Origin of the sequence: Pseudomonas bananamidigenes (genome assembly GCF_001679645.1) — a bacterium.
GTDB classification, from domain to species: Bacteria; Pseudomonadota; Gammaproteobacteria; order Pseudomonadales; family Pseudomonadaceae; genus Aquipseudomonas; species Aquipseudomonas bananamidigenes.
On the sequence record NZ_LRUN01000020.1, the window covers coordinates 1 to 23628 of the forward strand.

At 60.5% G+C, this 23628-nt stretch carries 27 protein-coding genes; 11 read left to right on the plus strand and 16 right to left on the minus strand.

Annotated features, from left to right (window positions below):
• The first annotated feature begins 73 nt into the window (after positions 1–73).
• Positions 74–955, plus strand: coding sequence for a carboxylate/amino acid/amine transporter (locus BBF94_RS07665; protein ID WP_065258442.1), 882 nt, complete (start codon positions 74–76; stop codon positions 953–955).
• On the opposite strand, the gene BBF94_RS07670 is transcribed toward BBF94_RS07665, so the two are convergent.
• Positions 900–1805 carry a LysR family transcriptional regulator gene (locus tag BBF94_RS07670; protein ID WP_065258443.1) on the minus strand — a complete coding sequence of 302 codons (906 nt, stop codon included), beginning with the start codon at positions 1803–1805 and terminating at the stop codon, positions 900–902. The two genes, BBF94_RS07665 and BBF94_RS07670, sit on opposite strands and share 56 nt — an antisense overlap.
• 170 nt (positions 1806–1975) lie before the next feature.
• Between BBF94_RS07670 and BBF94_RS07675 the strand changes: the two genes are divergently transcribed.
• Positions 1976–2620, plus strand: coding sequence for a hydrolase (locus BBF94_RS07675; RefSeq protein ID WP_065258444.1), 645 nt, complete (start codon positions 1976–1978; stop codon positions 2618–2620).
• A 130-nt stretch (positions 2621–2750) separates the two neighbouring features.
• Here the strand turns inward: BBF94_RS07675 and BBF94_RS07680 are convergent, their stop codons facing one another.
• A complete protein-coding gene (locus BBF94_RS07680; protein WP_065258445.1) occupies positions 2751–4049 on the minus strand; it encodes a mechanosensitive ion channel family protein in 1299 nt (432 codons plus the stop codon).
• 191 nt (positions 4050–4240) lie between these two features.
• On the opposite strand from BBF94_RS07680, the gene BBF94_RS07685 reads away from it, so the two are divergent.
• Positions 4241–5581, plus strand: a complete 1341-nt coding sequence (locus BBF94_RS07685; protein ID WP_065258446.1) for a DEAD/DEAH box helicase — start codon at positions 4241–4243, stop codon at positions 5579–5581.
• 60 nt (positions 5582–5641) lie between these two features.
• Here BBF94_RS07685 and BBF94_RS07690 read toward each other — a convergent pair whose 3' ends face one another.
• The 4 genes from BBF94_RS07690 to BBF94_RS07705 form a co-directional block, all read right to left on the minus strand.
• Positions 5642–6241 (minus strand): hypothetical protein, encoded by a 600-nt coding sequence (locus tag BBF94_RS07690; protein ID WP_065258447.1) that lies wholly within the window; start codon positions 6239–6241, stop codon positions 5642–5644.
• A gap of 12 nt (positions 6242–6253) precedes the next feature.
• Positions 6254–6838 (minus strand): papain-like cysteine protease family protein, encoded by a 585-nt coding sequence (locus BBF94_RS07695; RefSeq protein WP_065258448.1) that lies wholly within the window; start codon positions 6836–6838, stop codon positions 6254–6256.
• 214 nt (positions 6839–7052) lie between these two features.
• Positions 7053–7328 (minus strand): hypothetical protein, encoded by a 276-nt coding sequence (locus tag BBF94_RS07700; RefSeq protein WP_065258449.1) that lies wholly within the window; start codon positions 7326–7328, stop codon positions 7053–7055.
• An 80-nt stretch (positions 7329–7408) separates the two neighbouring features.
• Entirely contained in the window at positions 7409–8143 is a 735-nt protein-coding gene (locus BBF94_RS07705; protein WP_065258450.1) for a DUF899 domain-containing protein, read from the minus strand.
• Between the two features lie 177 nt (positions 8144–8320).
• On the opposite strand from BBF94_RS07705, the gene BBF94_RS07710 reads away from it, so the two are divergent.
• Positions 8321–8710, plus strand: coding sequence for a transcriptional regulator (locus BBF94_RS07710; protein WP_065258451.1), 390 nt, complete (start codon positions 8321–8323; stop codon positions 8708–8710).
• Between the two features lie 50 nt (positions 8711–8760).
• Here BBF94_RS07710 and BBF94_RS07715 read toward each other — a convergent pair whose 3' ends face one another.
• From BBF94_RS07715 to BBF94_RS07725, 3 genes are all read right to left on the minus strand, one after another.
• Complete coding sequence (locus BBF94_RS07715; RefSeq protein WP_065258452.1) at positions 8761–9630, minus strand: DUF6279 family lipoprotein; 870 nt, start codon at positions 9628–9630, stop codon at positions 8761–8763.
• A 71-nt stretch (positions 9631–9701) separates the two neighbouring features.
• Positions 9702–10418, minus strand: coding sequence for a TorF family putative porin (locus BBF94_RS07720; protein ID WP_065258453.1), 717 nt, complete (start codon positions 10416–10418; stop codon positions 9702–9704).
• A 208-nt stretch (positions 10419–10626) separates the two neighbouring features.
• Positions 10627–10815 carry a hypothetical protein gene (locus BBF94_RS07725; RefSeq protein ID WP_176704431.1) on the minus strand — a complete coding sequence of 63 codons (189 nt, stop codon included), beginning with the start codon at positions 10813–10815 and terminating at the stop codon, positions 10627–10629.
• A 351-nt stretch (positions 10816–11166) separates the two neighbouring features.
• Here BBF94_RS07725 and BBF94_RS07730 point away from each other — a divergent pair, with 351 nt between their 5' ends.
• The 3 genes from BBF94_RS07730 to BBF94_RS07740 all read left to right on the plus strand — a co-directional run bounded on the left by BBF94_RS07730 (position 11167) and on the right by BBF94_RS07740 (position 13656).
• Positions 11167–12003, plus strand: a complete 837-nt coding sequence (locus BBF94_RS07730) for a CvfB family protein (protein WP_065258454.1) — start codon at positions 11167–11169, stop codon at positions 12001–12003.
• 45 nt (positions 12004–12048) lie between these two features.
• The gene (locus BBF94_RS07735; RefSeq protein ID WP_065258455.1) at positions 12049–12453 is read left to right on the plus strand and encodes a DUF2177 family protein; all 405 of its coding nucleotides are present in this window, start codon (positions 12049–12051) and stop codon (positions 12451–12453) included.
• A gap of 270 nt (positions 12454–12723) precedes the next feature.
• On the plus strand, positions 12724–13656 hold the full coding sequence (locus BBF94_RS07740) for a DMT family transporter (protein WP_065258456.1): 933 nt from the start codon (positions 12724–12726) through the stop codon (positions 13654–13656).
• On the opposite strand, the gene BBF94_RS07745 is transcribed toward BBF94_RS07740, so the two are convergent.
• Entirely contained in the window at positions 13601–14782 is a 1182-nt protein-coding gene (locus BBF94_RS07745; RefSeq protein ID WP_065258457.1) for an MFS transporter, read from the minus strand. The genes BBF94_RS07740 and BBF94_RS07745 overlap by 56 nt on opposite strands.
• 104 nt (positions 14783–14886) lie before the next feature.
• Here BBF94_RS07745 and ptrR point away from each other — a divergent pair, with 104 nt between their 5' ends.
• The gene (gene ptrR, locus BBF94_RS07750; protein WP_065258458.1) at positions 14887–15780 is read left to right on the plus strand and encodes a putrescine utilization regulator PtrR; all 894 of its coding nucleotides are present in this window, start codon (positions 14887–14889) and stop codon (positions 15778–15780) included.
• Between the two features lie 142 nt (positions 15781–15922).
• On the plus strand, positions 15923–16051 hold the full coding sequence (locus BBF94_RS28285) for a PA1414 family protein (RefSeq protein ID WP_007914492.1): 129 nt from the start codon (positions 15923–15925) through the stop codon (positions 16049–16051).
• A gap of 99 nt (positions 16052–16150) precedes the next feature.
• Here the strand turns inward: BBF94_RS28285 and BBF94_RS07755 are convergent, their stop codons facing one another.
• The 6 genes from BBF94_RS07755 to speB form a co-directional block, all read right to left on the minus strand.
• The gene (locus BBF94_RS07755) at positions 16151–16399 is read right to left on the minus strand and encodes a phosphopantetheine-containing protein (RefSeq protein WP_065258459.1); all 249 of its coding nucleotides are present in this window, start codon (positions 16397–16399) and stop codon (positions 16151–16153) included.
• 47 nt (positions 16400–16446) lie between these two features.
• Complete coding sequence (locus BBF94_RS07760) at positions 16447–17172, minus strand: MBL fold metallo-hydrolase (RefSeq protein ID WP_065258460.1); 726 nt, start codon at positions 17170–17172, stop codon at positions 16447–16449.
• Between the two features lie 85 nt (positions 17173–17257).
• Entirely contained in the window at positions 17258–18637 is a 1380-nt protein-coding gene (locus tag BBF94_RS07765) for a sodium:solute symporter (RefSeq protein WP_065258461.1), read from the minus strand.
• Between the two features lie 153 nt (positions 18638–18790).
• Positions 18791–20302: a purine-cytosine permease family protein gene (locus BBF94_RS07770; RefSeq protein ID WP_065258462.1), complete on the minus strand. Its 1512-nt coding sequence runs from the start codon at positions 20300–20302 to the stop codon at positions 18791–18793.
• A gap of 56 nt (positions 20303–20358) precedes the next feature.
• Positions 20359–20781 (minus strand): YybH family protein, encoded by a 423-nt coding sequence (locus BBF94_RS07775; RefSeq protein WP_065258463.1) that lies wholly within the window; start codon positions 20779–20781, stop codon positions 20359–20361.
• Between the two features lie 10 nt (positions 20782–20791).
• Positions 20792–21742, minus strand: coding sequence for an agmatinase (speB, locus tag BBF94_RS07780; protein WP_065258464.1), 951 nt, complete (start codon positions 21740–21742; stop codon positions 20792–20794).
• Positions 21743–22125: 383 nt separating this feature from the next.
• On the opposite strand from speB, the gene BBF94_RS07785 reads away from it, so the two are divergent.
• On the plus strand, positions 22126–23019 hold the full coding sequence (locus BBF94_RS07785) for a LysR family transcriptional regulator (protein WP_007956593.1): 894 nt from the start codon (positions 22126–22128) through the stop codon (positions 23017–23019).
• Between the two features lie 2 nt (positions 23020–23021).
• Entirely contained in the window at positions 23022–23615 is a 594-nt protein-coding gene (locus tag BBF94_RS07790) for a tRNA-uridine aminocarboxypropyltransferase (protein WP_065258465.1), read from the plus strand.
• The last annotated feature ends 13 nt before the right edge of the window (positions 23616–23628 follow it).

Sequence of the window (23628 nt, forward strand, 5' to 3'; positions counted from 1 at the left end):
TTTTTTTTGCCCGGGATTTAGCGATCGCCGGGAAAAACCGCTATCGTCGCCGCCATTCGAAATCGAGGCGACCATGGGCTATCTACTTATTGTCACGCTGATCCAGGCGTTTTCCTTCAATCTCATCGGCGAATACCTGGCCGGGCACGTCGACAGCTATTTCGCGGTGCTGGTGCGCGTGGTGCTCGCGGGGCTGGTGTTCATTCCGCTGACCCGCTGGCGCTCGGTGGAGCCTGCGTTCATGCGCGGCATGCTGCTGATCGGTGCGCTGCAGTTCGGTGTGACTTACGTCTGCCTATATTTGAGCTTCCGCGTGCTGACGGTGCCGGAAGTGCTGCTGTTCACCATCCTCACGCCGCTGCATGTGACCCTGATCGAAGATGCGCTTAACCGCCGCTTCAACCCGTGGGCATTGATCGCCGCACTGGTGGCGGTGGCGGGGGCGGCGGTCATCCGCTACGACCGGATCAATCCGGACTTCTTCATGGGCTTTTTGTTGCTGCAACTGGCCAACTTCACCTACGCCGCAGGGCAAGTGCTGTACAAGCATCTGGTGGCGAAGCACCCGAGCGATCTGCCGCACTACCGGCGCTTCGGCTTCTTCTACCTCGGCGCGCTCGCGGTGGCGTTGCCGGCCTTTCTGCTGTTCGGCAAATCGAATTTTCTGCCGCAAGCGCCGCTGCAATGGGGCGTGCTGGTGTTCCTGGGCCTGGTTGCGACCGCGCTGGGCCTGTACTGGTGGAACAAGGGTGCGTGCCTGGTCAACGGCGGCACCCTGGCGGTGATGAACAACCTGCATGTGCCGGTGGGGCTGGTGTTGAACCTGCTGATCTGGAATCAACATGAGGAACTGGGGCGGTTGTTCCTCGGGGGCGGCGTGATTCTGGCGGCGGTGTGGATCAGTCGGTTGGGGATTGGCAAGGCGGCGCCAGTTGCCCCACCAGAAACTCGATAAACGCGCGCGTCTTCTGTGGCACCCGCCGCGCTGACGAGTACACGGCGTTGATGGTGATCGCCGGGGCTTGCCATTCGCACAGCACCGGCACCAGTCGCCCGGCGGCCAGTGCATCTTCGACGATGAAGTCCGGCAGCAGCGCAATGCCCATGCCGGCCTCCGCCGCCTGCGCCAGCAGGTCACCGTTGTTGGCATGCAGAGGCCCGGTCACGTTGACCCGCTGGGTCTCCTTGCCGTTGCACAGTTGCAGGCTGACGCCGCTCTGCAGATAGCCGTAGTTCAAGCATTGATGCGAGCGCAGGTCCTGCGGTGTCTGCGGCGTGCCTGCGCGTTCGAGGTAAGCGGGGGAGGCGACCATGATGCGCGGCGCCGGCGCTAGTTGTCGGGCGATCATGGTCGAATCCGGCAGGCTGGCGATGCGGATCGTCACGTCGAACCCGCCGCGCACCGGATCGACCTGCTGGTCGCTGAGTACCAGTTGCAACTCGATGTTCGGGTGCTGCTCGTGGAACAGCGGAATCAACTTGCCCAGGCGCCGCAAGCCGAACGACATCGGTGCGTTTACGCGCAACACCCCGCGCAATTCGCCAATGCCATCCCGCGCCCGCTGTTCGGCCTCGTCCAGCGCCGCGATCACTTCCCGCGCCGCTTCGAAATACTCCGCTCCGGCCTCGGTCAGGTGCAGGCTGCGGGTGGTGCGCTGCAGCAGTTGCACGCCGATGGCTTCTTCCAGCGCCTGAATCTGTTTGCTGACTTTCGACCGTGGCACGTCCATGGCCCGGGCGGCGGCTGCGAAGCCGTTCTCGCCGACCGTCACCACGAAGGCGCGCATGCATTCGATGCGATCCATGATTGTCCCTTTTTTAGAATCAATGATTCTCGATTTTAGGTAATTGTCCCTTTATCGGCCAGCCCCTAAAGTGACATCCAAGCCGAGACAACAACGCCGAAGACGGCAAAACGCCTCGACTCACCCAATACCCAATCGACACTCTGAATCGACATCAAAAGGAACGCGCCATGTCTAACCGTGAACTGCTGAACCCGACCAACTCCGCCCTGATCCTGATCGACCACCAGCCACAAATGGCGTTCGGCGTGCAGTCGATCGACCGTCAGACCCTGAAGAACAACACCGTGGGCCTGGCCAAGGCGGCGAAGATTTTCAACGTTCCGACCATCTACACCTCGGTCGAAACCGAAAGCTTCAGCGGCTACATCTGGCCGGAACTGCTGGCGGTGCACCCGGAGCAGAAGCCGATCGAGCGCACCTCGATGAACTCCTGGGAAGACAAGGCGCTGGTTGACGCCGTGAAGGCCACCGGGCGCAAGAAACTGATCATCGCCGCGCTGTGGACCGAGGTCTGCCTGACCTTCCCGGCCCTGGAAGCCCTGGCCGAAGGCTACGAGGTGTACATCGTCACCGACGCGTCCGGTGGCACCACCAAAGAAGCCCATGACATGTCGGTGCAGCGGATGATTCAGGCCGGTGCCGTACCGGTGACCTGGCAGCAAGTGCTGCTCGAGTACCAGCGTGACTGGGCGCACAAAGACACTTATCAGGCGGTGATGGACCTGGTGCTGGAACACAGCGGCGCGTATGGCATGGGCGTCGACTACGCCTACACCATGGTGCACAAGGCGCCGCAGCGGCAGGTCAAATAACCCGCCACTTCTGAGCTGAATGCAGTCCCTGTGGGAGCGAGCTTGCTCGCGATGAGGGAGTATCAGTCACTTCATCACTGACTGAACCACCGCCTTCGCGAGCAAGCTCGCTCCCACAGGTTTTGTGGTGTTACATGAGGTGCTTTTGAGCCTCGGGTATATGCGCCGAACCCAACACCGCCGGCAACAACCCCGAACGCAGATCCCCACCGCTCGGCTGCTGATACAGGCTCAACCCGAACTCCGGCAGCACCGCCAGCAGGTAATCGAAAATATCCCCCTGGATCCGCTCGTAATCGGCCCACACCGTGGTCGTGGTAAAGCAGTAGATTTCCAGCGGAATGCCCTGGGCCGTGGTCTGCATCTGGCGCACCATGCAGGTCATGTTGGGCTGGATCTCCCGGTGGCTCTTCAGGTAGGCCAGTGCGTACGCGCGGAAGGTGCCGATGTTGGTCATGCGCCGACGGTTGGCCGACATCGCCGCGACATTGCCCTGGGCCTCGTTCCAGGCCTTGAGCTCGGCTTTCTTGCGACTCATGTAGTCGGTCAGCAGGTGCACCTGGGACAGTTTCTCTTCTTCATCGTCGCGGATGAAACGCACGCCGCTGGCATCGATGAACAGACTGCGCTTGATCCGCCGCCCGCCGGACTGCTGCATGCCGCGCCAGTTTCTGAACGACTCGGACATCAGGCGCCAGGTCGGGATCGACACGATGGTCTTGTCGAAATTCTGCACCTTGACCGTGTGCAGGGTGATGTCGACCACGTCGCCGTCGGCGCCCACCTGTGGCATTTCGATCCAGTCGCCGACCCGCAGCATGTCGTTGCTGGTCAGTTGCACGCTGGCGACGAACGACAGCAGGGTGTCCTTGTACACCAACAGGATCACCGCCGACATCGCACCCAGACCGGACAGCAGCAACAGCGGCGAACGGTCGATCAGGGTGGCGACGATGATGATCGCGCCAAACACATACAGGACCATTTTTGCCAGTTGCACATAACCCTTGATCGAGCGGGTGCGGGCGTGTTCGGTGCGGGCGTAGATGTCCAGCAGCGCATTGAGCAGGGCGCTGACCGACAACAGCAGGAACAGAATGGTGAACGCCAGCGCGACGTTGCCGAGAAACACCATGGCGGTCTTGCTCAGCTCCGGCACCAGGTGCAGGCCGAACTGGATTACCAGCGACGGCGTCATCTGCGCCAGACGCTGAAACACCTTGTTATGCCGAAAATCGTTGATCCAGTGCAGCGCGGGCTGGCGACCGAGCATGCGACTGGCATGCAGGATCAGATAACGCGCCACTCGTCCGAGAACCAGCGCGATCACCAGCAACAGAATCAACGCCAGGCCGGCGTGCAGGAGCGGGTGCCGATCGAGGGCACCCCAGAGGTCTTGGGCGTTGAGCCAGAGCTGTTTGAAATCCATGAGAGAGACGATTCTTCTGTAAGACGCGACGGGCGATTAGAGCATTTAAGACGCTGTGTATTACCGTTGGAGACAAATCGAGCAACAAAAAAGCCACTGATTGCGCCTGATTTCACAAAGAAACTCGGCCTGAGCGCTCGAAACCGGTAACCTATGCAGCTGTTTTTTCGCACATCTTCGAGGTAGCACCCGTGTTTTCCCAATTCGCCCTGCACGAACGCCTGCTCAAAGCCGTGGCCGAGCTTAAATTTGTCGAGCCAACGCCTGTGCAAGCCGCGGCCATTCCGCTGGCGCTTCAGGGGCGTGACCTGCGGGTGACGGCGCAAACCGGTAGCGGCAAGACCGCCGCTTTTGTCCTGCCGATCCTCAATCGCCTGATCGGCCCGGCCAAGATCCGTGTCAGCATCAAGACCCTGATCCTGCTGCCGACCCGCGAGCTGGCCCAGCAGACCCTGAAGGAAGTCGAACGCTTTTCGCAGTTCACGTTCATCAAGTCCGGCCTGATCACCGGTGGTGAAGACTTCAAGGTCCAGGCCGCCATGCTGCGCAAGGTCCCGGACATCCTGATCGGCACGCCGGGCCGGATGATCGAACACCTGAACGCCGGCAATCTCGACCTGAAAGAGGTCGAAGTGCTGGTGCTCGACGAAGCCGACCGCATGCTCGACATGGGATTCGCCGAAGACGTGCAGCGTCTGGTGGACGAATGCCCGAACCGTCAGCAGACCATGCTGTTCTCCGCCACCACCGGCGGTTCCGGCCTGCGCGAGATGATCGCCAAGGTGCTGAAGAACCCTGAGCACCTGCAACTCAACGCGGTCAGCCAGCTGAACGACTCCACCCGTCAGCAGATCATCACCGCCGACCACAACCAGCACAAGGAACAGATCGTCAACTGGCTGCTGGCCAACGAGACCTATCAAAAGGCGATCATCTTCACCAACACCCGGGTCATGGCCGACCGCATCTACGGTCGCCTCGTCGCCCAGGAATACAAGGCATTCGTGCTGCACGGCGAGAAAGACCAGAAGGATCGCAAGCTGGCCATCGACCGTCTGAAGCAGGGCGGCGTGAAGATTCTGGTGGCCACCGACGTGGCGGCCCGTGGTCTGGACGTCGAGGGGCTGGATCTGGTGATCAACTTCGACATGCCGCGCAGCGGCGACGAATACGTACACCGCATCGGTCGTACCGGCCGCGCCGGCAACGATGGTCTGGCCATCTCGCTGATCTGCCACGGCGACTGGAACCTGATGTCGAGCATCGAGCGCTACCTCAAGCAGAGTTTCGAGCGCCGCACCATCAAGGAAGTCAAAGGCACCTACAGCGGACCGAAGAAGGTCAAGGCCTCGGGCAAGGCCGCGGGTACCAAAAAGAAAAAGACCGACGCCAAGGGCGACAAGAAAAAAGCCGTCGCCAAGACCCCGAACAAGCGCAAGAGCGCCAACCGTCCGAAGCCGGATTCGCTGGTGAGCAGTGACGGCATGGCCCCGCTCAAGCGCCGCAAGCCGGCAGCGCCTGCGGCTGAATAATCCGTTTCAGACGCCCAAAAAAAACCGGACAGTGTCCGGTTTTTTTATTGCCGGCGTTTATCAACTGCCCAGCTGTCCACGGGTGTCGGCATCAAAACGTTGCTTTGCCTGATCCGCCTTCGGTTTGAGCTGTGCGAGCAGGGCCGCCTCGCTGTACAACCCGGTCAGTGCCAGTTCCCTGGGCGTCGGTTCGATCGGGATCAGCACATCTTCATTTGCCGCGTGCAGCCAGATCGCTACGACATGCAGCGCCGAAACGAACAGCACTCGCAGCTCAACGGTCTTGCCCTGCAACTGCGGCGATTGCTCGGCCAGTTTCAATGCATCCACCGTTGCGGCTGCGTGGTTGCCGTGGTTCAACGAAGCGAACTCGACATGACCGCGAACTTCAGCCAATTGCGCATCGGCGATCGACACACCGTCGGCAAACACAAGGTAGTGCCAGTCGCCGAGCCGTGCGTTCTTCAGGCCTTTGCCCTGGCTCAGGTCGTCCAGGCTCAGCGAATAGCCGCGATAGGCCTCGCTGAGACTGATTTTCGCCGGTGCCGCACTGGCGAACTGGCGATTGATGCCAAATCCCTGGGTTTGCAGCGCTGCTTGCAGCACCGGACGCAAGGTCTGTACGCCGTTGGAAGGCGCCTTTGGATAAGTCAGTTGCATGATGTCGCCCTCCTAGTTTTTCGCCGTGAAGTACGTGTGAGTCCAGTTTCCGCCGCCGTTGTAGGAGCCGGGGAACGAGTTCAGTGCACGGGTCGAATAACCGTAGATGGAGTCCGCGACCAGCACGTAATTGCCATTGGTGCCATAGATCGTCAGAAAGTGCGCACCGCCGCCGTACCAGGCACAGCGCAGACCGACGGGTCGGCCCATGTTGATCTGGTTCTGGATGGCCGACATCTGCAACGAACCCTGATTCATCCCGTTGTAGCTGCGGGTGGTTTGCAGGGCCGAATCCAGGTAGCCGTAGACGTTGCAGGGGCCGGGCTGGCTGCAGCAGTTGCGGCTCAACTGGGTGCTGGCAACGCCGCACTGAGTCCAGGACCCGGTGCCGTAATAGTTGCCGACCGAGGCCGAAACCGCAGCCCAGCACCAGTTGGTCTGGGTCTGTTGCTGCATCGTGAAGTTGAGGCTTGAGGCCGCCAGCGCCTCGGCCTGCGGGGCCGCTTCGACCTCGACCAGTTGCGCGTCGAGCAGATGGCCGGTCAGGCACCCGGGCAGGGTGCTGCCGGTGAATGGCGTTGTTTCAGTGGTTAACATTTTTCAATCCTCCATGAATGAAAACATATGTCTTGCGTGGATTTGCGAGCCGTCGGCGGTCAAGGGGTGCCACTTCTGCGGCGGGTTCCGAGCAGGCTCGAGGTAACCCTAGGTCTGAATATGCATTTGTGCAAATAAATAAATGCACAAATGCAATTTTGCGGACGAAAGGACACTCTCTTCAGTGCGTCCTTCGGGGGGAAGACCCGGACTGTCAGCCCTCGGCCTTATGTTCGGCCGAATCCAGCTCCTTCAGACGCTGGTCGATCAACTGACATTTGTCCGGCAGATCCGCAGAGGCCGTGCCCAGATCCATTTTCTGCAGCTCGGCATTGATTTCCTTGGCCTTGGCGGGGTTTTGCTCGGTGAGCTTCGCCACTTCCCGGGCCAGTTGCTCGCGTTTGGCGGTGGCTTCTTCGGGCGTGCAGGCCCAGACGGGCAGGGCGCAGGCGAGGGTGGTGGCGAGTGTGAGTTTGAGCAGGGTTTTCATGGGACGGGCCTCGGTTCCGGTTAAGGCGGGTTAACCGGTTGAAGCCCGTGACCAGTGAAAAGTTCACTGTTTTTGCTGGCTCAGTCGCCGTGACAACAGCTGGATTTTTCTGCCTTGTCATACCGATCATGATGCCGTACCCACTCCATGATTTCGTCCTCGTTCCGCCCCTTGGGTGTGAGGTCGTGAAAATGGTAGGCGCCGACCAGCATGTCCAGGCCCCGGGCGTAGGTTGAGTAGGTGTGGAATATCTCGCCGTTATTGGCGCGATAAAACACACTCAGCCCCGGCATTTCCTCCTCGGCACTGTCAGTCTTTTCATAGTTGTACGTAGCCGTTCCGGCTTCGGCATCTTCAGCACGGGCGCACACGCCAAAGTCGTAGTTGAAATCGGAACCGTCCGACGACACCCAGTCGAACTTCCAGCCCATCCGTCGCTTGAATGCCTGGAATTCGGCGAACGGCGCGTGGGATACCGCCACCAGCGCAATGTCGTGATGAGCCAGGTGCAGATTGGCGCCGTCGAAGTGGTCACTCAGGAAGGAGCAGCCCTGGCAGCCTTCTTCCCAACCTTTGGCGAACATGAAGTGATAGACGATGAGTTGACTGTGGTGGCCGAACAGGTCGGCGAGTTGCAATTGGCCGTCCGGCCCCATGAAACGATAGTCCTTGTCGACTTTCACCCAGGGCAGGGCGCGGCGTTTGGCGCTGAGGCGGTCGCGTTCCCGGGTAAAGGCTTTTTCATCAGCAAGGTGTTGTCTGCGGGCGGCGAGCCATTCTTCGCGCGACACCACCGGATGATTCTCAACGTTCATGATGATTTCTCCTGCGCAGGTTGAAACCGACTGTCTCAGACTAGTCGCTCACTGTCTCCGGAAATCGACAGACCGCCGGTCGGCCGTAGCGTCGAATAATCCTGAACGGTGATGCAGCGCTTCGGTCACAACCTGTGAACGCGCCAAAAACTCATGCGCAACGGAGGTTCAATCAGGATGACGACTTATAACTGGGATTTGATCGAACGCCTGCTGCACGAAGTGCAGAACGGCGCAGGCCACAGTTTTGCACCTCGCACCTTTGCCGAAGATTACGCGGCTGACAAGGCGGCAGCGGGCGAGCCCATCGAGAATCTGGATCACCTGAAAACCCTGGCCTGTGACTACGAAAAGCTGCTGCTGGATCGCGGTTACATCACCCCGCGCGAGGAAGACGGCAGCACGGGCAACAACTTCAGTCTGACCCTGCGCGGGTCGAGCCTCTTGAGCCTGATCGACAGCAGCATCCCCGGCAATGACCACCCGCGTCAGGTATTGGACGAGCAGGAGGATGCGCTCGACGAGGCGACGTTCGACACCGTGGCCTCCAAGGCGCAGATCGCCTGAGTTGTCGAAGCGAGCGATCGTCCGGATCCGGTCCGGACGATCTTCGCTGTTCAATTGCGCCTGGCCGCTTTCAGGCACTTCAAATCATTGAAGTCCTTGCGTACACCTTCGATCTTTTTCAACAAGCGCTGACGCTGCTGCGGCGTACTCTCGGCCATCAGATCCACCGCCAGTGAACGGGCCTGTGCCTCGGTATTGTCGTAGGCCTTGCGGTAATCCGCTGTCCACAAACGCTCGCGATAGACCAGAAGGGTCTCGATCCGTTGTGGGAATTGCGGGCTCTTGCGCTGGGCAACGGCGGCGCTGAACTGTTGCTGCCAATGCGCACGGTTGGCGATCCATTGGGTGTTCTGGTCGCCAAGGGCCGTCGACCAGGCCATTACCCGTTGCTCCTGGGTGACGCTCAGTGGGCCGAGCCAGTCGTTGAGACGCTTGTCCATGCGGGCGCCACGCTCGGCGATCTGTTGGGCCAGTGGCGGCTTCACATACTCCTGCTGACGTTTGCGCAGGTCCTTGGCAAACGCATCGTTCATGTCCGCGACCTGTTTGTCGTCCAGCCCCTGCAACAACTCGATGGCCGACGGGGTGATTTCCCGTGCGGTTTCGGCAATCGCCTGTTTGGCTTCCACGGTGCGGGCCTGCAATGCAGCGTCGATGACCTGGTTGGTTTCGACCATGGTCTGCAGGCGATCCAGCCAGTCGAGATAACCCGGCAACTGGGTGGTGCAATGCCAGTTCAGGTGTTCCTTGAGGCGCTCGTTGAACCAGTCTTTCTGCTCGCCGTTCATGTCCAGGTAGTCGCTGAGCGTCCATGGAATGATGACGTCGAGATTGCGATAGGCCAGGCCAATCCGGCTGCAGGCGCCGAGTGCGAGCAGGCAGACCAGCACAGTGGCGAAGGGTTTGAACCAGCGAGACATGGGCGAGTCCTTGCGAAAGCCTGGCGTCTGATTCTTATGTGAACGCAGGATGCTCCCGGCAGTTCAGCCAATCAATAGAATGCGCGTTCGGCCTTGAGCGTGACCAGCCCGTCGCACTGGCTGTTGTGTCCGGAGTACGCCGAGCAGTCGCTGCCGTTGAGGCTCGAATTGCTGTAGATCAGGTCCAGATCGATACCCATGACCGGCCGGGAAAATTTCACCGACCAGTCGGTAAAACTGCTGACATATCCACCGTCCACCGAAACCGGCGTGTTGAGCTGATGGGTGGTGTATTTCATGCTGATCCCGATACCGAACGGCGGGTTGCCGCCCAGATCGGCAAACAGGGTGTTGTTCTGTTTATCCGGATCGTTGCTCAGTGCGATGCCGAAACGGCTGCCGAGCAACGTCAGGCCACCGAAGAATTCCTGACTGTCGAGGGTGTCGACCTTCGGGTAGCTGTAATGAATCATCCCGACTTCGTAGCCGAGGGTTTGATCGAAAGGTTGTTTGAAGCCGATGTAGGAATCGATTTCAAGATTCTTGCCCGGCGTCAGTCCCATGCTCGGCGCGTACTGGCCAACGTAAAGGCCGCTGTCATGGCTCAGATCGAGGCCACCGTGGAATGAGCCGACCGCCGAAGGCTTGACCAGCCCCTGGGCCATGCTGCGACTGGGCGTGGTGCCGAGTTTCAGGTCGAAGTCACCGAGCTCACGCTGGAAAATCTGCGCGTGTGCGACCGGGCTTGCCAGCAGTCCTGCAATAAATAAACAGAGCGGTTTGAACATGCGTCACTCCTTGAACAGCGAGCGCAGGGTGACATACCTGCTGAAACGCTTGATCCAGACGCGTGCAAGGATACCGGCGAATGCTCGGTATCGGGGGCCGTTCGTCGATTCATGCTGATTTGATTTAAACGCGAGGGAAGTCTTGCGAGGGATCCGGTCCGGACGCTTCGAAGCTCGAAGCGTCCTGGATCTGGTGTAGGGCGGGGTGTTATTTCTTGCCCAGGCTGATCTGTCTGGACGTGGCGAATGTCTGGCCGCTGACGCCCTTGGCAATTTGCTGGATCTCGCCACCGGACTTGAGGAATGCCGCGATCTGATCGTTGATCGATTCGCTGGTTTCAACGGCTGGAGCTGGCTTTGCTTTGCTGGTGGATGCTTTTACACGCATGGCGGCCATTAACCTGTAGAAAAGTAATTCGGCCAGGCATCGTACAGGAATAACTTGCTGATCGCTTGGTTAATATCCGTCGGAATAAACAGTTGTGCGGGCAGAACATCTCTCGAACCATTGTCTGGATATCCCGATAACCTGCTGATTTAAATAAATAACATGGAACGGAATTGGCGTGCTTTTCATGGGCCAGGCGTGGCTGGAAACCGCCGGTTCGGTCTGACGAGTGGCGTCCGTCCAGCGGCAAATCGAGGAAAATCAAGGCTTCGCGCAAATTTCAGGGCAACCCTGGATCTGGCGCCCGACGAATCCGGCAAAACCGGGTAGAATGCCGCCCACGCAATGAGGGTATTGGAAATGGCTTTAGTCGGGCGTTACAACAGTTTGCAAGTGGTTAAACACACTAACTTCGGTTTATATCTGGACGGCGGGTCCGACGGCGAAATTCTTTTGCCCAATCGTTATATTCCCAAGGACATTCCCAGCGAAGATGAAGACTGGCTCAATGTTTTCGTTTATCTGGACAGTGATGACAAACTTATTGCAACCACTGAAAAGCCAAAAGTTCAGGTCGGTGAATTTGCCAGTTTAAAAGTTGTTGAAATCAACAGTATCGGTGTATTCCTCGACTGGGGTCTGCCAAAGGATCTGTTGCTGCCTTACTCGGAAGAAAAACGTCAGTTGACCGCCGGCGACTATTGCGTGGTGCACGCCTATCTCGACAAGCGCACCCGCCGTATCACCGCCACCGCGCGTCTGGATCGTTACCTCGACAAGACCCCGGCCAGCTACAGCGTGGGCCAGGAAGTCGATCTGCTGGTGGTCGAAGCCACCGACATGGGCTTCAAGGCGATCATCAACAACAAGCACTGGGGGCTGATTCACAAGAATGAAATCTTCAAGTTCATGCGCTCCGGCATGCGCGAGAAAGGCTTCATCAAGGAATTGCGCGCCGACGGCAAGATCAGCCTGAGCCTGCAGCCGGTGGGGCAGGATGCGGCCAGCAGCCTGAGTTCGAAGATCCTCGCCAGGTTGCGTGAAAGCAACGGCACCCTGGCCGTCAGCGACAAGAGCGACCCGGCGCTGATCAGCAGCCTGTTCGGTGTCAGCAAGGGCAACTTCAAGAAGGCCATCGGTTCGTTGTACAAGGAAGGCAAAATCATCATTCATGCCGATCGCATTGAACTAACCTGAGCCATACGTGGCCCATGTTGCATGGGCCAACCTGAGGTCGGGCAGATGAAAAAAGCGCTGATTGCCTACGTCGCCACGCTGCTGACATTTCTTTTGCTCGATGGCGTCTGGCTCGGCGTATTGATGGCACCGACCTATCGCGAACTGCTCGGTCCGCTGATGCTCGAAAAACCGTTGCTGGTCCCGGCAGCGGTTTTTTATTGCCTGTACGTTTTCGGCTGCGTGGCGTTTGTGGTGCTGCCGGCGACGACCTGGCAACGCGCCGCCCGCATGGGGGCGCTGCTCGGGCTGGTCGCTTATGGCACCTATGACCTGACCAACTGGGCGACGCTGCGCGGCTGGTCGGTGCAGGTGACATTGATGGACTGGGCGTGGGGGACGTTTGCCACGGTTGTTGCCTGTTCAGCGGGATGGAGGGTGGCCAGAACATTTGGCCACTCTGCCGGGTAATGTTTGTTGCCTGAACTGACGTCATCGCGAGCAGGCTCGCTCCCACATGAGATAGCGTTTCCCTGTGGAGCGAGCCTGCTCGCGATTGACGGCGCAGCCGTCAGCCATTCAACGCTGACGCTTCAAGAGAATGAAGTGTCTCTTCCAGACGGTTTTTTCTGGCCAACTGGTTAATAATCCCCGAAACCATTATTCGCCCCGGACATCGATCCGGGGCTTTGCTTTGACCATTGGGAAAACTGCCATGACGTATGTGTTCGAGGTGTTGCGGTGAGCGTCAGTCGGCGCAGTGCCGACGGCTTTGCCCTGCAAGTGATGATCGGCCTGTGCCTGATCTGGGGCGTGCAGCAGGTGATGATCAAATGGGCGGCGACCGATATCGCGCCGGTGATGCAGGCGGCGGGGCGGTCGGGGATTTCCGCGTTGCTGGTCGGACTGCTCATCTGCTGGAAGGGCGGCTGGGAACAGGTCGGCACCACCTGGCGTGGCGGTTTGCTGGCCGGTGCCTTGTTCGGGCTTGAGTTCCTGTTCATCTCCGAAGGCTTGCAGTTGACCACCGCAGCGCACATGTCGGTTTTCCTCTACACGGCGCCGATTTTCACGGCCCTGGGGGTGCACTTCCTGTTGCCCAGCGAGCGTCTGCGTCCGGTGCAATGGCTGGGAATTTTCATGGCGTTCGTCGGGATTGCAGTGGCGTTCGCCGGTGGCGTGTCCTGGGACAACCTCGACCATCGCATGCTGCTGGGCGATGCCCTTGGCGTGCTGGCAGGAGCCAGTTGGGGCGCGACCACCGTGGTGGTGCGCGCCTCGCGGCTGTCGGACGCTCCAGTGACGTTGACGCTGTTCTATCAACTGATCGTCGGTTTCGTCGGCCTGCTGTTTATCGCATTGTTCAGCGGCCAGATCACCCACGTCAGCCTGACCGTCGTGGCGCTGGGCAGCGTGCTGTTCCAGGGGCTGGTGGTGTCGTTCTTCAGTTACCTGACCTGGTTCTGGCTGCTGCGCCGTTATCTGGCGGCCAACCTCGCGGTGTTTTCCTTCATGACACCGTTGTTCGGCGTCACGTTCGGCGTGGTGTTGCTGGATGAAAAGCTCAGCCTGAATTTCATCATCGGTGCCGTACTGGTGCTGCTTGGCATCACCTTCGTCAGCGCGGAACAGTGGGTGCGTCGGCGCTTGCGCAAGGCACTCGGCCAGTCGTAAGCGGTTTCCACGCCAGGCCGCCGGCGATCAGCAGGCCGCTGCCGGCGATCACCAGCGCCGGTTGCAGGCCGCCGCTGAAGTGACTGCTGACCGCTGCCAGCAACGGCCCGCTGAGCTGACCGACAGCGAAGCACGCGGTGAGCAGCCCGGCGTTGCGCTGGGTGGCGTGGGGCGCCAGTTCCCGGGAGCGTTGCATGACCAGTTGCATGCAGGCCAGGAACGGCGTGCCACACAGGATCACACCCAAAGCCAGGCCAGGTCCGCTGCCCAACAGGCAAGCGAACACCCCGGCCGCCTGCAGCCACAACGTCGCCATCAACCAGTGACGGGTGGTGTCCTGATCGTGTCGACGCAGACTCACCAGCAATACACCGATAGCGGCGCCGAGGCCGAAGCAGGGCCAGAACAGATCGGCCTGCCATTGCCCGTGAAACTGCGCATTGGCCATCTGCGAAAGGAACGTCGCCGGAATGATGTAGCCCACACCGTACAGGGCGTATACCGCTGCCAACCGAGGAATGCCGCGATTCGAATGATTGACGGCAGCAGGTGCGACGCTTGCGCTGGAAACCGGTTGCGGCAGGACCCGCACGATTCCCAACAGCATCACCAGCGCCACGGCAGCATAGATCAGCCACAGAGTGGCGGACGTCTGCTGCGCCAGATGTGAGAACAGCGCCAGCAGCCCCGTCAGAAAAATCCCCAGCCCAGGCCCGGCAAAAACCAGCGCTCCCAACCGCGGGCGACCCGCCGCCGCAGCCAGTGGCTGACTCAGTGCGGTGATCATCACCAGCACCCAGGCACTCGCCACACCTGTGCCGAAACGCAGCAGCAGATGCGACCAGAAACCGTCGGCCCAGAACGACGCCAGCGTCAGCAGCACGCACAGCCACAAGCCGCCATGCAAACGGCGTTGTACCTGATCGGGGCGACGGGAAAACATCGCGTCCACCGCGCCGAGCAGATAGCCGAGGTAATTGGCGGCTGCAATCAGACCGGCGGCGGTGAGGTCGAGCTGCCCTTCACTGATCAGGTGAGGAAGTTGCGGCGTGAGGGCGAAACGCCCGATGCCCATGGCCATCATCAGGGCAATGAAACTGGCGAATAAGCGAATCAGCGGCGACATGGTCTGGATTCCGTCAGAGGTTCAATGACCGTCAGGCTAGGACTGATTGACTTTCTTTAAAATTGAATAATATTGAGTAACTTGTTCAGTTCAGGAGAAAGCTTGTGGAGTTCAGCCAGTTGCGGATCTTCCAGGCCGTGGCGCAGGAGGGTTCGATCACTCGTGCCGCCGAACGTCTGCACCGTGTACCGTCGAACCTTTCGACCCGGCTCAAACAGCTCGAAGAGCAATTGGGTGTCGAACTGTTCGTGCGGGAGCGTCAGCGTTTGCAGTTGTCGCCTGCGGGAAAAGTCCTGCTGGACTACACCGGCAAACTGTTCGCCTTGCGTGATCAGGCCAGCGCAGCGGTGATGGGCGGGCAACCGGCGGGGGATTTCGTGCTCGGCACTCTTTACAGCACCGCTGCGATCCATTTGCCGGCGCTGCTGGCGCGGTATCACAAACAGTATCCGGCGGTGAATCTGCAGGTGCAGTCAGGGCCCAGCGGTGAGTTGCTCGAAGGGTTGCTGGCCGGGCGGCTTGATGCGGCGCTGGTGGACGGCCCGCCACAACTGGCCGGGATCGACGGCGTGCCGCTGTGCAACGAGCGGCTGGTTTTGATCAGCGAGGCTGATCACCCGCCGGTGCGCAGTGCCAGGGATGTCGAGGGACGGGCGGTGTTCACCTTTCGCCATGGCTGTGCCTACCGGGCGCGGCTGGAGGCGTGGTTCGCCCATTATCAGACGGCGATGGGCCGGGCGATGGAGATCGAGTCCTATCAGGGCATGCTCGCCTGCGTGATTGCCGGCAGCGGCGTGGCGCTGATGTCGGAGTCGATGCTCGCCAGCCTGCCGGGCCGGGAAAGTGTCGCGGTGCATCCGCTGGCCGAGCCATTTGCCAGTGCGACAACCTGGCTCATGTGGCGCCGGGGCATGGTCGGGGCCAATCTCAATGCGTGGATTGAACAGCAGCAGATGCTCTATCCCGTGGCTGGCGAAGAAGGCCTGGAAATCGCTTGAACGATCGGTCAGGGATTCTGATCCATTCAGTAACAGATCATTGCGGATTTTGCCGAGCATTGCGTAGGACTTCGGACTATTATCAGTGCGAAGCGGCCTCAGAATTCCGGTCGCTCAGCACCACCCTGAAGGGGGCATGACGATGAAAGAGAAAATTCAGAACTGGCTGCACGATTTGGGTGTTGCCCTCGGTTTGATCGAACCGCCTCTGCAACCGGTCCCGATTCGCACTGATGACGAACAGCGTCGGCGTCAGCAGCGTCGGCGGTAATGCCTCCGGCTTCAAGGATTAATCATTAGAGAGGTCGCCGTTTCGAGCGGCTCCAGCACAAAGAGGCTGGAGCCGCTCGAAACGGCGACCTTTTGCTTTTCAGTGCCGCCCGATTTCCAGTAGAAACCGGCTCAAGTCATTCGCGGTTTTGGCGCTCTTGAGCATGTGGTCTTCCTCGGCGGTGAAGGCCGTCAGTCCGAATTCATCTTCCAGATGGAAGATCAGATCCTCGATATCTGCCTTTTCCAGACCCAGCTCCGCCAGACTGGTGTTGTCGTTGAAGTCGCGGTGTTCCAGCAGGCGTTTGATGAATCGGTGCACGGCGGCACGCACGGCAGCTCTTCTCATGGCAGATGTTCAAAAAGTGGCGGGATCTGACTGGAGTACAGCAGGCCTCAGGCGTGTCGGCGCAACCATTCGTCAATCATCGCGCGCAAATGCTCTCCCGAGAAACTGCCGAAATGCCCGCCATGCACGGTACGGATCGGCAACGCCTGCAAGCGACGAAGGCTGGCGGCGTAATCCTCGAGATTGGAGTGGTAGGCGTCTTCGATCAACGGCCCGTCGTAGATGATGTCGCCGCTGAACAGGGTTTCGGTGGTGGCTTCATAGAGGCTGATCCCGCCCGGCGAATGCCCCGGTGTGTGCAGCACTTGCAGTGCGCGGTTGCCCAGATCCAGCACATCGCCGTCCTCGACAAACCCGGTGGCCGGCGCAGCCTTGACCCGGTATTCGGCGTAGCACAACGGGCAGTCCGGGTGCGCTTCGAACATGTCGTCGCCGACGAAGGCGCGGCTCAGGTCATTCTCGCCATCCGGCGCCGCCAGAATGTTCGCCTCGGCGGGGTGTACCAGCCGTTCGGCAAACTCGTGATGCCCGGCGATGTGGTCGAAATGGCAATGACTGGCTACCGCCACCAGCGGCCGTTCGGTGAGCCACGGCAGCTGTTCGCGCAGGCTGACCAGCCCGGAACCACTGTCGAGCAGCAGATCCATGTCCCGGCCCTGAACATGCCAGAGGTTGCAGCGGTAGAAAGGACGGATATACGGCTCGTGAATCAGGCGGATGCCGTCGCTCATGGTTTGCACTTCGAACCATTGGTCCCGTGAAACAATCTTCATCGGCCATTTTCTCCAGACGAAAAAAAACGGGTGTGGCAACCGACGCCACACCCGCCGAAGAAAGCATCAAGTCGTTATGTTCAGCTTAGATCGCGCTGGCCACCGGGGCAGGGCGACGGGAAACCAGGCTCACCACCACAAAACTCACCAGGCCGACGGCCAGGCTGTAGTAGATCGGCGTGTTGGCGTCCAGACCGTCCTTGACCATGAACAGCAGCGCCGTGGCGAAGCCCATGCCCATGCTGGCGATCGCGCCGGCGGTGGTGGCGCGTTTCCAGAAGATCGCACCGATCAGCGGGATCAGCATGCCGCCCACCAACAGGTTGTACGCGAGGGTCAAAGCGCTGATCACGTCGTTGACCACCAGTGCGATACCCAGCACCACGACACCGGTCAGCAGAGTGAACAGACGGTTCACGCCCAGGCTCGACTGTTTGCCGCCACGCAGTTTCGGCAGCAGGTCTTCGGTCAGGGTGGTGGAGGCGGCGAGCAGACCGGCGCTGGCGGTGGACATCATGGCGGCCAGGGCGGCGGCGATCACCAGACCGCGGATGCCGTCCGGCAGCGACAGTTTGACGATCGCGGCGAAGGCGTTGTTGACGTTGTCCAGATCCGGAATCAGCACGTGCGCCGCCATGCCGATCAGGGCGCAGGCCAGGCCGTAGAGGATGCAGTAGATACCCGCGAAGCTGCCGGCGTACTGAGCCACTTTTTCATTCTTGACGGTGAACACCCGTTGCCAGATGTCCTGACCGATCAGGATGCCGAAGAAGTAGATCATGAAGTAGGTGATGATCGTGTCCCAGCCGATGGTGGTGAAGTTGAACGCCGCCGCCGGCAGCTTCAGCACCAGTTCGTCCCAGCCACCGACTTTGTACAGGCAGATTGGCAACAGGATGAACATCAGGCCTACGGTCTTGATGATGAACTGGACGATGTCGGTCAGGGTCAGCGACCACATGCCGCCGATGGCCGAATACACCACCACCACGCCACCGCCGAGCAGTACCGAGACCCAGAACGGCAGGCCGAACAGCACTTGCAGTACGGTGCCGATGGCGAGGATCGAGGTCACGCCGATCATCAGCGCGTAGGCCAGCATGATTGCCGCGCTCGCCGAGCGGGCCATCGGGTTGTAGCGTTTTTCCAGGACCTGGGTCACGGTGTAGATCTTCAGTTTCAGCAGCGGCTTGGCCAGGAACAGGTTCAGCGCCACGATGCCGCAACCCAGTGCCGCGCACAGCCAGAAACCGGAGATACCGTGCACATAGCCCAGACGCACGGTGCCGACGGTGGACGCACCACCCAGAACGGTCGCAGCCATGGTGCCCATGTACAGGCTCGGGCCGAGGTTACGCCCGGCGACGAGGAAGTCCTCGTTGGTCTTGGCCTTGCGCATGCCGAAATAGCCGAGCAAGAGCATGCCGGCCGCGTAGATGAGGACGACGAATAAATCCAAAGCCATGATGGCGTGTCTCCGATTGTCTTTTTTATGGTGAGTCTGGAATCAGTTTTCCCTTGTGGGAGCGAGCCTGCTCCGATAGCGATTTTTCAGTCACATCGATGTCGGATGTGCTGCCGTCATCGCGAGCAGGCTCGCTCCCACAGGGGGATGGTGTCAGGCTGGCTGACTCATTTCAGGCTTTGCTGCCGTGGCAGCACCCTGGCTCCGGGGATCCTTTGGTCCATACACCAGCGCCGGTTCCGGGAACAGGCTCAGCAGCATCAGGTACATCACCGAGGCCAGGCCCAGGGTCACCAGCAGGCTGATGTCGATGCCGCCGGCCAGTTCACCCAACGGGCCGACGAACTGCCCCGGCAGGTTGACGAAGCACAGGCCGACCGCCGCGCTCGGGATCCATGCACCCAGGCCACGCCAGTTCCAGCCGTGGTTGAACCAGTAGCGTCCGCCTTGCTCGCCGCGGGTGAACACTTGCAGGTCGTCCGGGCAGTAGAAGCCGCGACGCACCACCAGGCCGATGATCATGATCACCATCCATGGGGTGGTGCAGGTGATGATCAGCACGGCAAAGGTCGACACGCTCTGCACCAGGTTCGCCGCGAAGCGCCCGATGAAGATGAAGGCAATCGACAGCACGCCGATCAGCAGCGTCGCCTTGACCCGCGACAGCAGACGCGGGAACACGCTCGACATATCCAGCCCGGTGCCATACAGCGAGGTGGTGCCGGTGGACATGCCGCCGATCACCGCAATCAGGCACACCGGCAGGAAGAACCAGCTCGGCGACACCGCCAGCAGACCGCCGACATAGTTGTTTGCCGCGATGTAGTCCGGTGCCTGGATCGCCACGATGGTGGCGGTGGTCAGGCCGAACAGGAACGGAATGAAGGTGGCGATCTGCGAGAAAATCACTGCCGCCATGATCCGCTTGCGCGAGGTCTCACGCGGGATGTAGCGGGCCCAGTCGCCGAGGAACGCGCCGAAGGAAATCGGGTTGCTCATGGCCACCAGCGCGGCGCCGATGAACGCGGCCCAGAAGCCCGGCTGGCCAAGGCTGACGGTGCCCGCGTAGTGCGAATCGAAAGGACCGGCGAAGGCGAAGATGCCCAGCAGGAACAGCAGGCTCGCGCTCCACACCGCGACCTTGTTCACCCACAGCAGGAAGCGGAAGCCGTAGATGCACACGGTCAGTACCAGTACCGCGAACAGACCATAGGCCAGGCCAAGGGTCAGGTCGGTTTCCGGCAGGCCGATCAGGCGTTTCGCACCACCGATCAGCGCATCCCCCGAACTCCATACCGAGAGCGAGAAGAAGGCGATGGCGGTCAGCAACGACAGGAACGAACCGACGATCCGCCCGTGCACGCCGAAGTGCGCACCGGACGACACGGCATTGTTGGTGCCGTTGAGCGGGCCGAACAGGCCCATCGGTGCGAGGATCAGCGAGCCGAGCAGCACGCCCGAGACAATCGCCCAGACGCCCGCCTGAAAGGACAGGCCGAACAGTACCGGGAAACTGCCGAGCACAGCGGTGGCAAAGGTATTGGCGCCGCCGAAGATCATGCGGAACAAGTCCACGGGACCGGCGGTGCGTTCGTTGTCCGGGATCTGTTCGACCCCGTGGGTTTCAATCTGCGTAAGGCTTTGGTCTTTGTTGTTGTTATTCATGATCTGCTCCGATCATAAAGGCGCGCCGCATCGTGTGTGAGGCGTCACCTGTTTGGCTAAGGGGGTGGCAGCCCTTCCGGCATTGCGGACAAATGTTCGTGGCAGGCCAGCCAATGGCCTTGTTGTTCTAGGCTCGACGCTTGTTTCCTGAAAACAATCGTCTCGCGCTCCTGGCTGAAGTGTTGCTCCCCTTGCATGCGCAGCTCGGTGGCCACGTCATGGATAAACACCGCCACGTCACCCTGCAGGCTGACGAAGGCGTTGCTCGAAGTGCACGACAGCACCTCGAAGCCATCCTCGGCGCGCCAGCGGTCCCACAACGCCTGATAGGCGTCGCGTGACAGCAGGGGCTGTTCGAGGGTGTAGAACACGAAGCTCGCATCGGCGCTGAACGCGCCGAAGTAGGCTTCGCGATCATTGCGGGCGAAGGCGGACACCAGATCGGCGGCCGCTTTCAGAACCTGATCACGTTCGTTCATGACCCGACCCTCAGCGGTGGACCACGCCCGGCAGTACGCAGAGCATTTCGTACAGCAGGTTGGCGGCCAGCAGCGAGGTATTGCCGGTGGTGTCATAAGCGGGCGAGACTTCTACCAGATCGCAGCCGATCAGGTCGAGGCCCTGGCAGCCGCGAACGATTTCAATCGCCTGAATGGTCGTCAGACCACCGATTTCCGGGGTGCCGGTGCCTGGCGCCCAGGCCGGGTCGATGCCGTCGATGTCGAAGCTCAGGTACACCGGGCCACCACCGACTTTCTCGCGCACTTCGGCCATCAGCGGTTCCAGCGACTTGTGCCAGCACTCTTCGGCCTGCACTACGCGAAAGCCCTGATCACGGCTCCAGTTGAAGTCATCAGCGGTGTAGCCCTGCGCACGCAATCCAATCTGCACCACGCGGTCGCAGTCCAGAAGGCCTTCTTCGACGGCGCGACGGAAGGTCGTGCCGTGGGCGATTTTCTCGCCGAACATGTGATCGTTGACGTCAGCGTGAGCGTCGATGTGCACCAGACCGACCTTGCCGTGCTTCTTATGAATGGCACGCAGGATCGGCAGGGTGATGGTGTGGTCGCCGCCCAGGGTCAGCGGGATCACGTTGTGCTCGAGGATGTTGTCGTAGGCTTCTTCGATGATGCGTACGGCGTCGAGCAGGTTGAAGGTGTTGATCGCCACGTCACCGATGTCGGCAACCGACAGCGAGTCGAACGGCGCAGCGCCGGTGGCCATGTTGTACGGGCGGATCATCACCGATTCGGTGCGGATATCGCGCGGCCCGAAGCGGGTGCCGGGACGCAGCGAAGTACCGATGTCCAGTGGCACGCCGACGAAGGCAGCGTCCAGGCCGGCAGCAGTCTCAAGGTGGGGGAGTCGGAGCATGGTGGCGATGCCGCCGAAGCGCGGCATTTCGTTGCCGCCCAGTGGTTGGTGAAGAATCTTGTCCACGGGTAGGGCCTCATCGTCTTTGTTTTATTTATGTCGGCGCGCCGCATTCGCAAGGTCACGGGTACCGCTGTGGGGCCGATTCTGCGAAATGTAGTGAGGGGGAAGAATCGCTACGAACAAAAACTTAGTTCAGAAATTTCTAAACTAATGGTGAAGCGCGGGATAGACTCTTCGACCTTATATAGATGACCCTGTGGCGAGGGAGCTTGCTCCCGCTGGGCGGCGAAGCAGCCCCAAAACCGCCCGGCGCGGTACATCGGATGAACTATATTCGTCGGGTTTACGACTGCTTTGCAGCCGAGCGGGAGCAAGCTCCCTCGCCACAAGGGATGTGGTGCCGTGGGATGTTTATCGCGCCTGTGATCCTTGTTTGTGGAGTACCCATGGCCAACGCTTTACCCGACCTGAAACTTTTGCGCATCTTCGTCAGCGTCGTGCGGCATCAGGGGTTTGCCAATGCGCAGCAGGAACTCAACCTGTCGACTTCGGCGATCAGTACCTATATGAGCCAGCTCGAAGCCGCGCTCGGCCTTGTGCTGTGCCATCGCGGACGCGGCGGGTTCAGCCTGACCAGCAAGGGTGAGCTGTTCCATCAGGAAACCCTGCGTCTGCTCGCCGAACTCGAAGGGTTCGAGCAATACGCCGCCGCGCTCAAGGGCGAATTGCGCGGCACGCTCAACCTGGGGGTGATCGATTCCACGGTCAGCGACAAGGCCCTGCCGTTCGCCGAAGCCATCGGCGCCTACAGCCAGGAACACCCGGCGGTGCATTTGCATCTGTCGGTGATGAGCCCCTATGAGCTGCAACTCGGCGTGCAGGACAACCGCCTCGATCTGGCCATCGGCGCGTTTTCCACGCGCATGAGTGGTCTGGTGTACATGCCGCTGTACCGCGAACAGCACTGGCTGTATTGCAGCAGCCGTCATCCGTTGTTCAACGAGCGGCGGATTCCCGAGCAGGTCATCACCCAGCAACGCATGGTCGGTCGCGGCTACTGGAGCCAGGCCGAACTGGCGCGTCACGGTTTCAAACACAGCGCCGCCACCGTGGAAAGTATGGAGGCGCAGCTGATTCTGGTGCTGTCCGGCGCCTACATCGGTTACCTGCCGGAGCACTACGCCCAGGCCTGGGCGGACAAGGGCGACCTGCGGGTGCTGTTGCCGGCGACCTTCGGTTATCAGGCGCCGTTTTCCATGATCATGCGCCGGGGCCGCAGTCGCGAGCCGCTGATCCAGACTTTCCGTGACCTGCTCAAAGCGCAGCTCAATCAGGCCTAAACATGTCCAGACCGCAATGCCCGCGCTGCCTGCGCCCACAAACCCACTGCCTGTGTCCGCTGATTCCCAGCCTCGACAGTCGCACCCGCGTGTTGCTGTTGCAGCACCCGAGCGAGGTCAATCACGCGCTGAACACCGCACGTCTGGCGGCGCTTGGTTTGAACAATGCGCAACTGATCGTCGGCGAGGTGTTCGAGGATTTGCCGGCGCTGTTGAATCAACCGGGGTATCAGGCGCGGCTGTTGTTCCCGGCGGATGATGCGCAGCCGATGCAGGCGTACGCCGCCTCCGATGAACCGCTGTTGCTGGTGGTGCCGGATGGCACGTGGCGCAAGGCGCGCAAGCTGTTGCACCTGAATCCGCTGCTGGCGGCGTTGCCTCGGGTGACGCTGGCGCAGGGCGGAGTTTCACGGTATCGGCTGCGCAAGGCGCCGGGGCCGGGGGCGTTGTCGACCATCGAGGCGATCGTGCAGGCGTTGCAGACCCTGGAAGCGCCGGCCTCTTTCGAGCTGCTGCTCAAGCCGTTCGAGGCGCTGATCGAGGGGCAGATTGCGGCGATGGGGGAGGAGACTTTCCAGAAGAATCACGGAGGCTGATGATCGTTCCCAC

What these genes read in the sequence shown, in the direction of transcription:
- BBF94_RS07700 (WP_065258449.1), bottom strand. Translation starts at nt 7,328, where the DNA reads ATGAAAACCCTGCTCAAACTCACACTCGCCACCACCCTCGCCTGCGCC.
- BBF94_RS07720 (WP_065258453.1), bottom strand. Translation starts at nt 10,418, where the DNA reads ATGTTCAAACCGCTCTGTTTATTTATTGCAGGACTGCTGGCAAGCCCG.
- BBF94_RS07745 (WP_065258457.1), bottom strand. Translation starts at nt 14,782, where the DNA reads ATGTCGCCGCTGATTCGCTTATTCGCCAGTTTCATTGCCCTGATGATG.
- BBF94_RS07715 (WP_065258452.1), bottom strand. Translation starts at nt 9,630, where the DNA reads ATGTCTCGCTGGTTCAAACCCTTCGCCACTGTGCTGGTCTGCCTGCTC.
- BBF94_RS07785 (WP_007956593.1), top strand. Translation starts at nt 22,126, where the DNA reads ATGGCCAACGCTTTACCCGACCTGAAACTTTTGCGCATCTTCGTCAGC.
- BBF94_RS07755 (WP_065258459.1), bottom strand. Translation starts at nt 16,399, where the DNA reads ATGAGAAGAGCTGCCGTGCGTGCCGCCGTGCACCGATTCATCAAACGC.
- BBF94_RS07665 (WP_065258442.1), top strand. Translation starts at nt 74, where the DNA reads ATGGGCTATCTACTTATTGTCACGCTGATCCAGGCGTTTTCCTTCAAT.
- BBF94_RS07680 (WP_065258445.1), bottom strand. Translation starts at nt 4,049, where the DNA reads ATGGATTTCAAACAGCTCTGGCTCAACGCCCAAGACCTCTGGGGTGCC.
- BBF94_RS07790 (WP_065258465.1), top strand. Translation starts at nt 23,022, where the DNA reads ATGTCCAGACCGCAATGCCCGCGCTGCCTGCGCCCACAAACCCACTGC.
- BBF94_RS07730 (WP_065258454.1), top strand. Translation starts at nt 11,167, where the DNA reads ATGGCTTTAGTCGGGCGTTACAACAGTTTGCAAGTGGTTAAACACACT.
- BBF94_RS28285 (WP_007914492.1), top strand. Translation starts at nt 15,923, where the DNA reads ATGAAAGAGAAAATTCAGAACTGGCTGCACGATTTGGGTGTTGCCCTC.
- BBF94_RS07710 (WP_065258451.1), top strand. Translation starts at nt 8,321, where the DNA reads ATGACGACTTATAACTGGGATTTGATCGAACGCCTGCTGCACGAAGTG.
- BBF94_RS07725 (WP_176704431.1), bottom strand. Translation starts at nt 10,815, where the DNA reads ATGGCCGCCATGCGTGTAAAAGCATCCACCAGCAAAGCAAAGCCAGCT.
- BBF94_RS07775 (WP_065258463.1), bottom strand. Translation starts at nt 20,781, where the DNA reads ATGAACGAACGTGATCAGGTTCTGAAAGCGGCCGCCGATCTGGTGTCC.
- BBF94_RS07670 (WP_065258443.1), bottom strand. Translation starts at nt 1,805, where the DNA reads ATGGATCGCATCGAATGCATGCGCGCCTTCGTGGTGACGGTCGGCGAG.
- BBF94_RS07695 (WP_065258448.1), bottom strand. Translation starts at nt 6,838, where the DNA reads ATGTTAACCACTGAAACAACGCCATTCACCGGCAGCACCCTGCCCGGG.
- BBF94_RS07690 (WP_065258447.1), bottom strand. Translation starts at nt 6,241, where the DNA reads ATGCAACTGACTTATCCAAAGGCGCCTTCCAACGGCGTACAGACCTTG.
- BBF94_RS07675 (WP_065258444.1), top strand. Translation starts at nt 1,976, where the DNA reads ATGTCTAACCGTGAACTGCTGAACCCGACCAACTCCGCCCTGATCCTG.
- BBF94_RS07765 (WP_065258461.1), bottom strand. Translation starts at nt 18,637, where the DNA reads ATGGCTTTGGATTTATTCGTCGTCCTCATCTACGCGGCCGGCATGCTC.
- BBF94_RS07705 (WP_065258450.1), bottom strand. Translation starts at nt 8,143, where the DNA reads ATGAACGTTGAGAATCATCCGGTGGTGTCGCGCGAAGAATGGCTCGCC.
- BBF94_RS07770 (WP_065258462.1), bottom strand. Translation starts at nt 20,302, where the DNA reads ATGAATAACAACAACAAAGACCAAAGCCTTACGCAGATTGAAACCCAC.
- BBF94_RS07735 (WP_065258455.1), top strand. Translation starts at nt 12,049, where the DNA reads ATGAAAAAAGCGCTGATTGCCTACGTCGCCACGCTGCTGACATTTCTT.
- BBF94_RS07760 (WP_065258460.1), bottom strand. Translation starts at nt 17,172, where the DNA reads ATGAAGATTGTTTCACGGGACCAATGGTTCGAAGTGCAAACCATGAGC.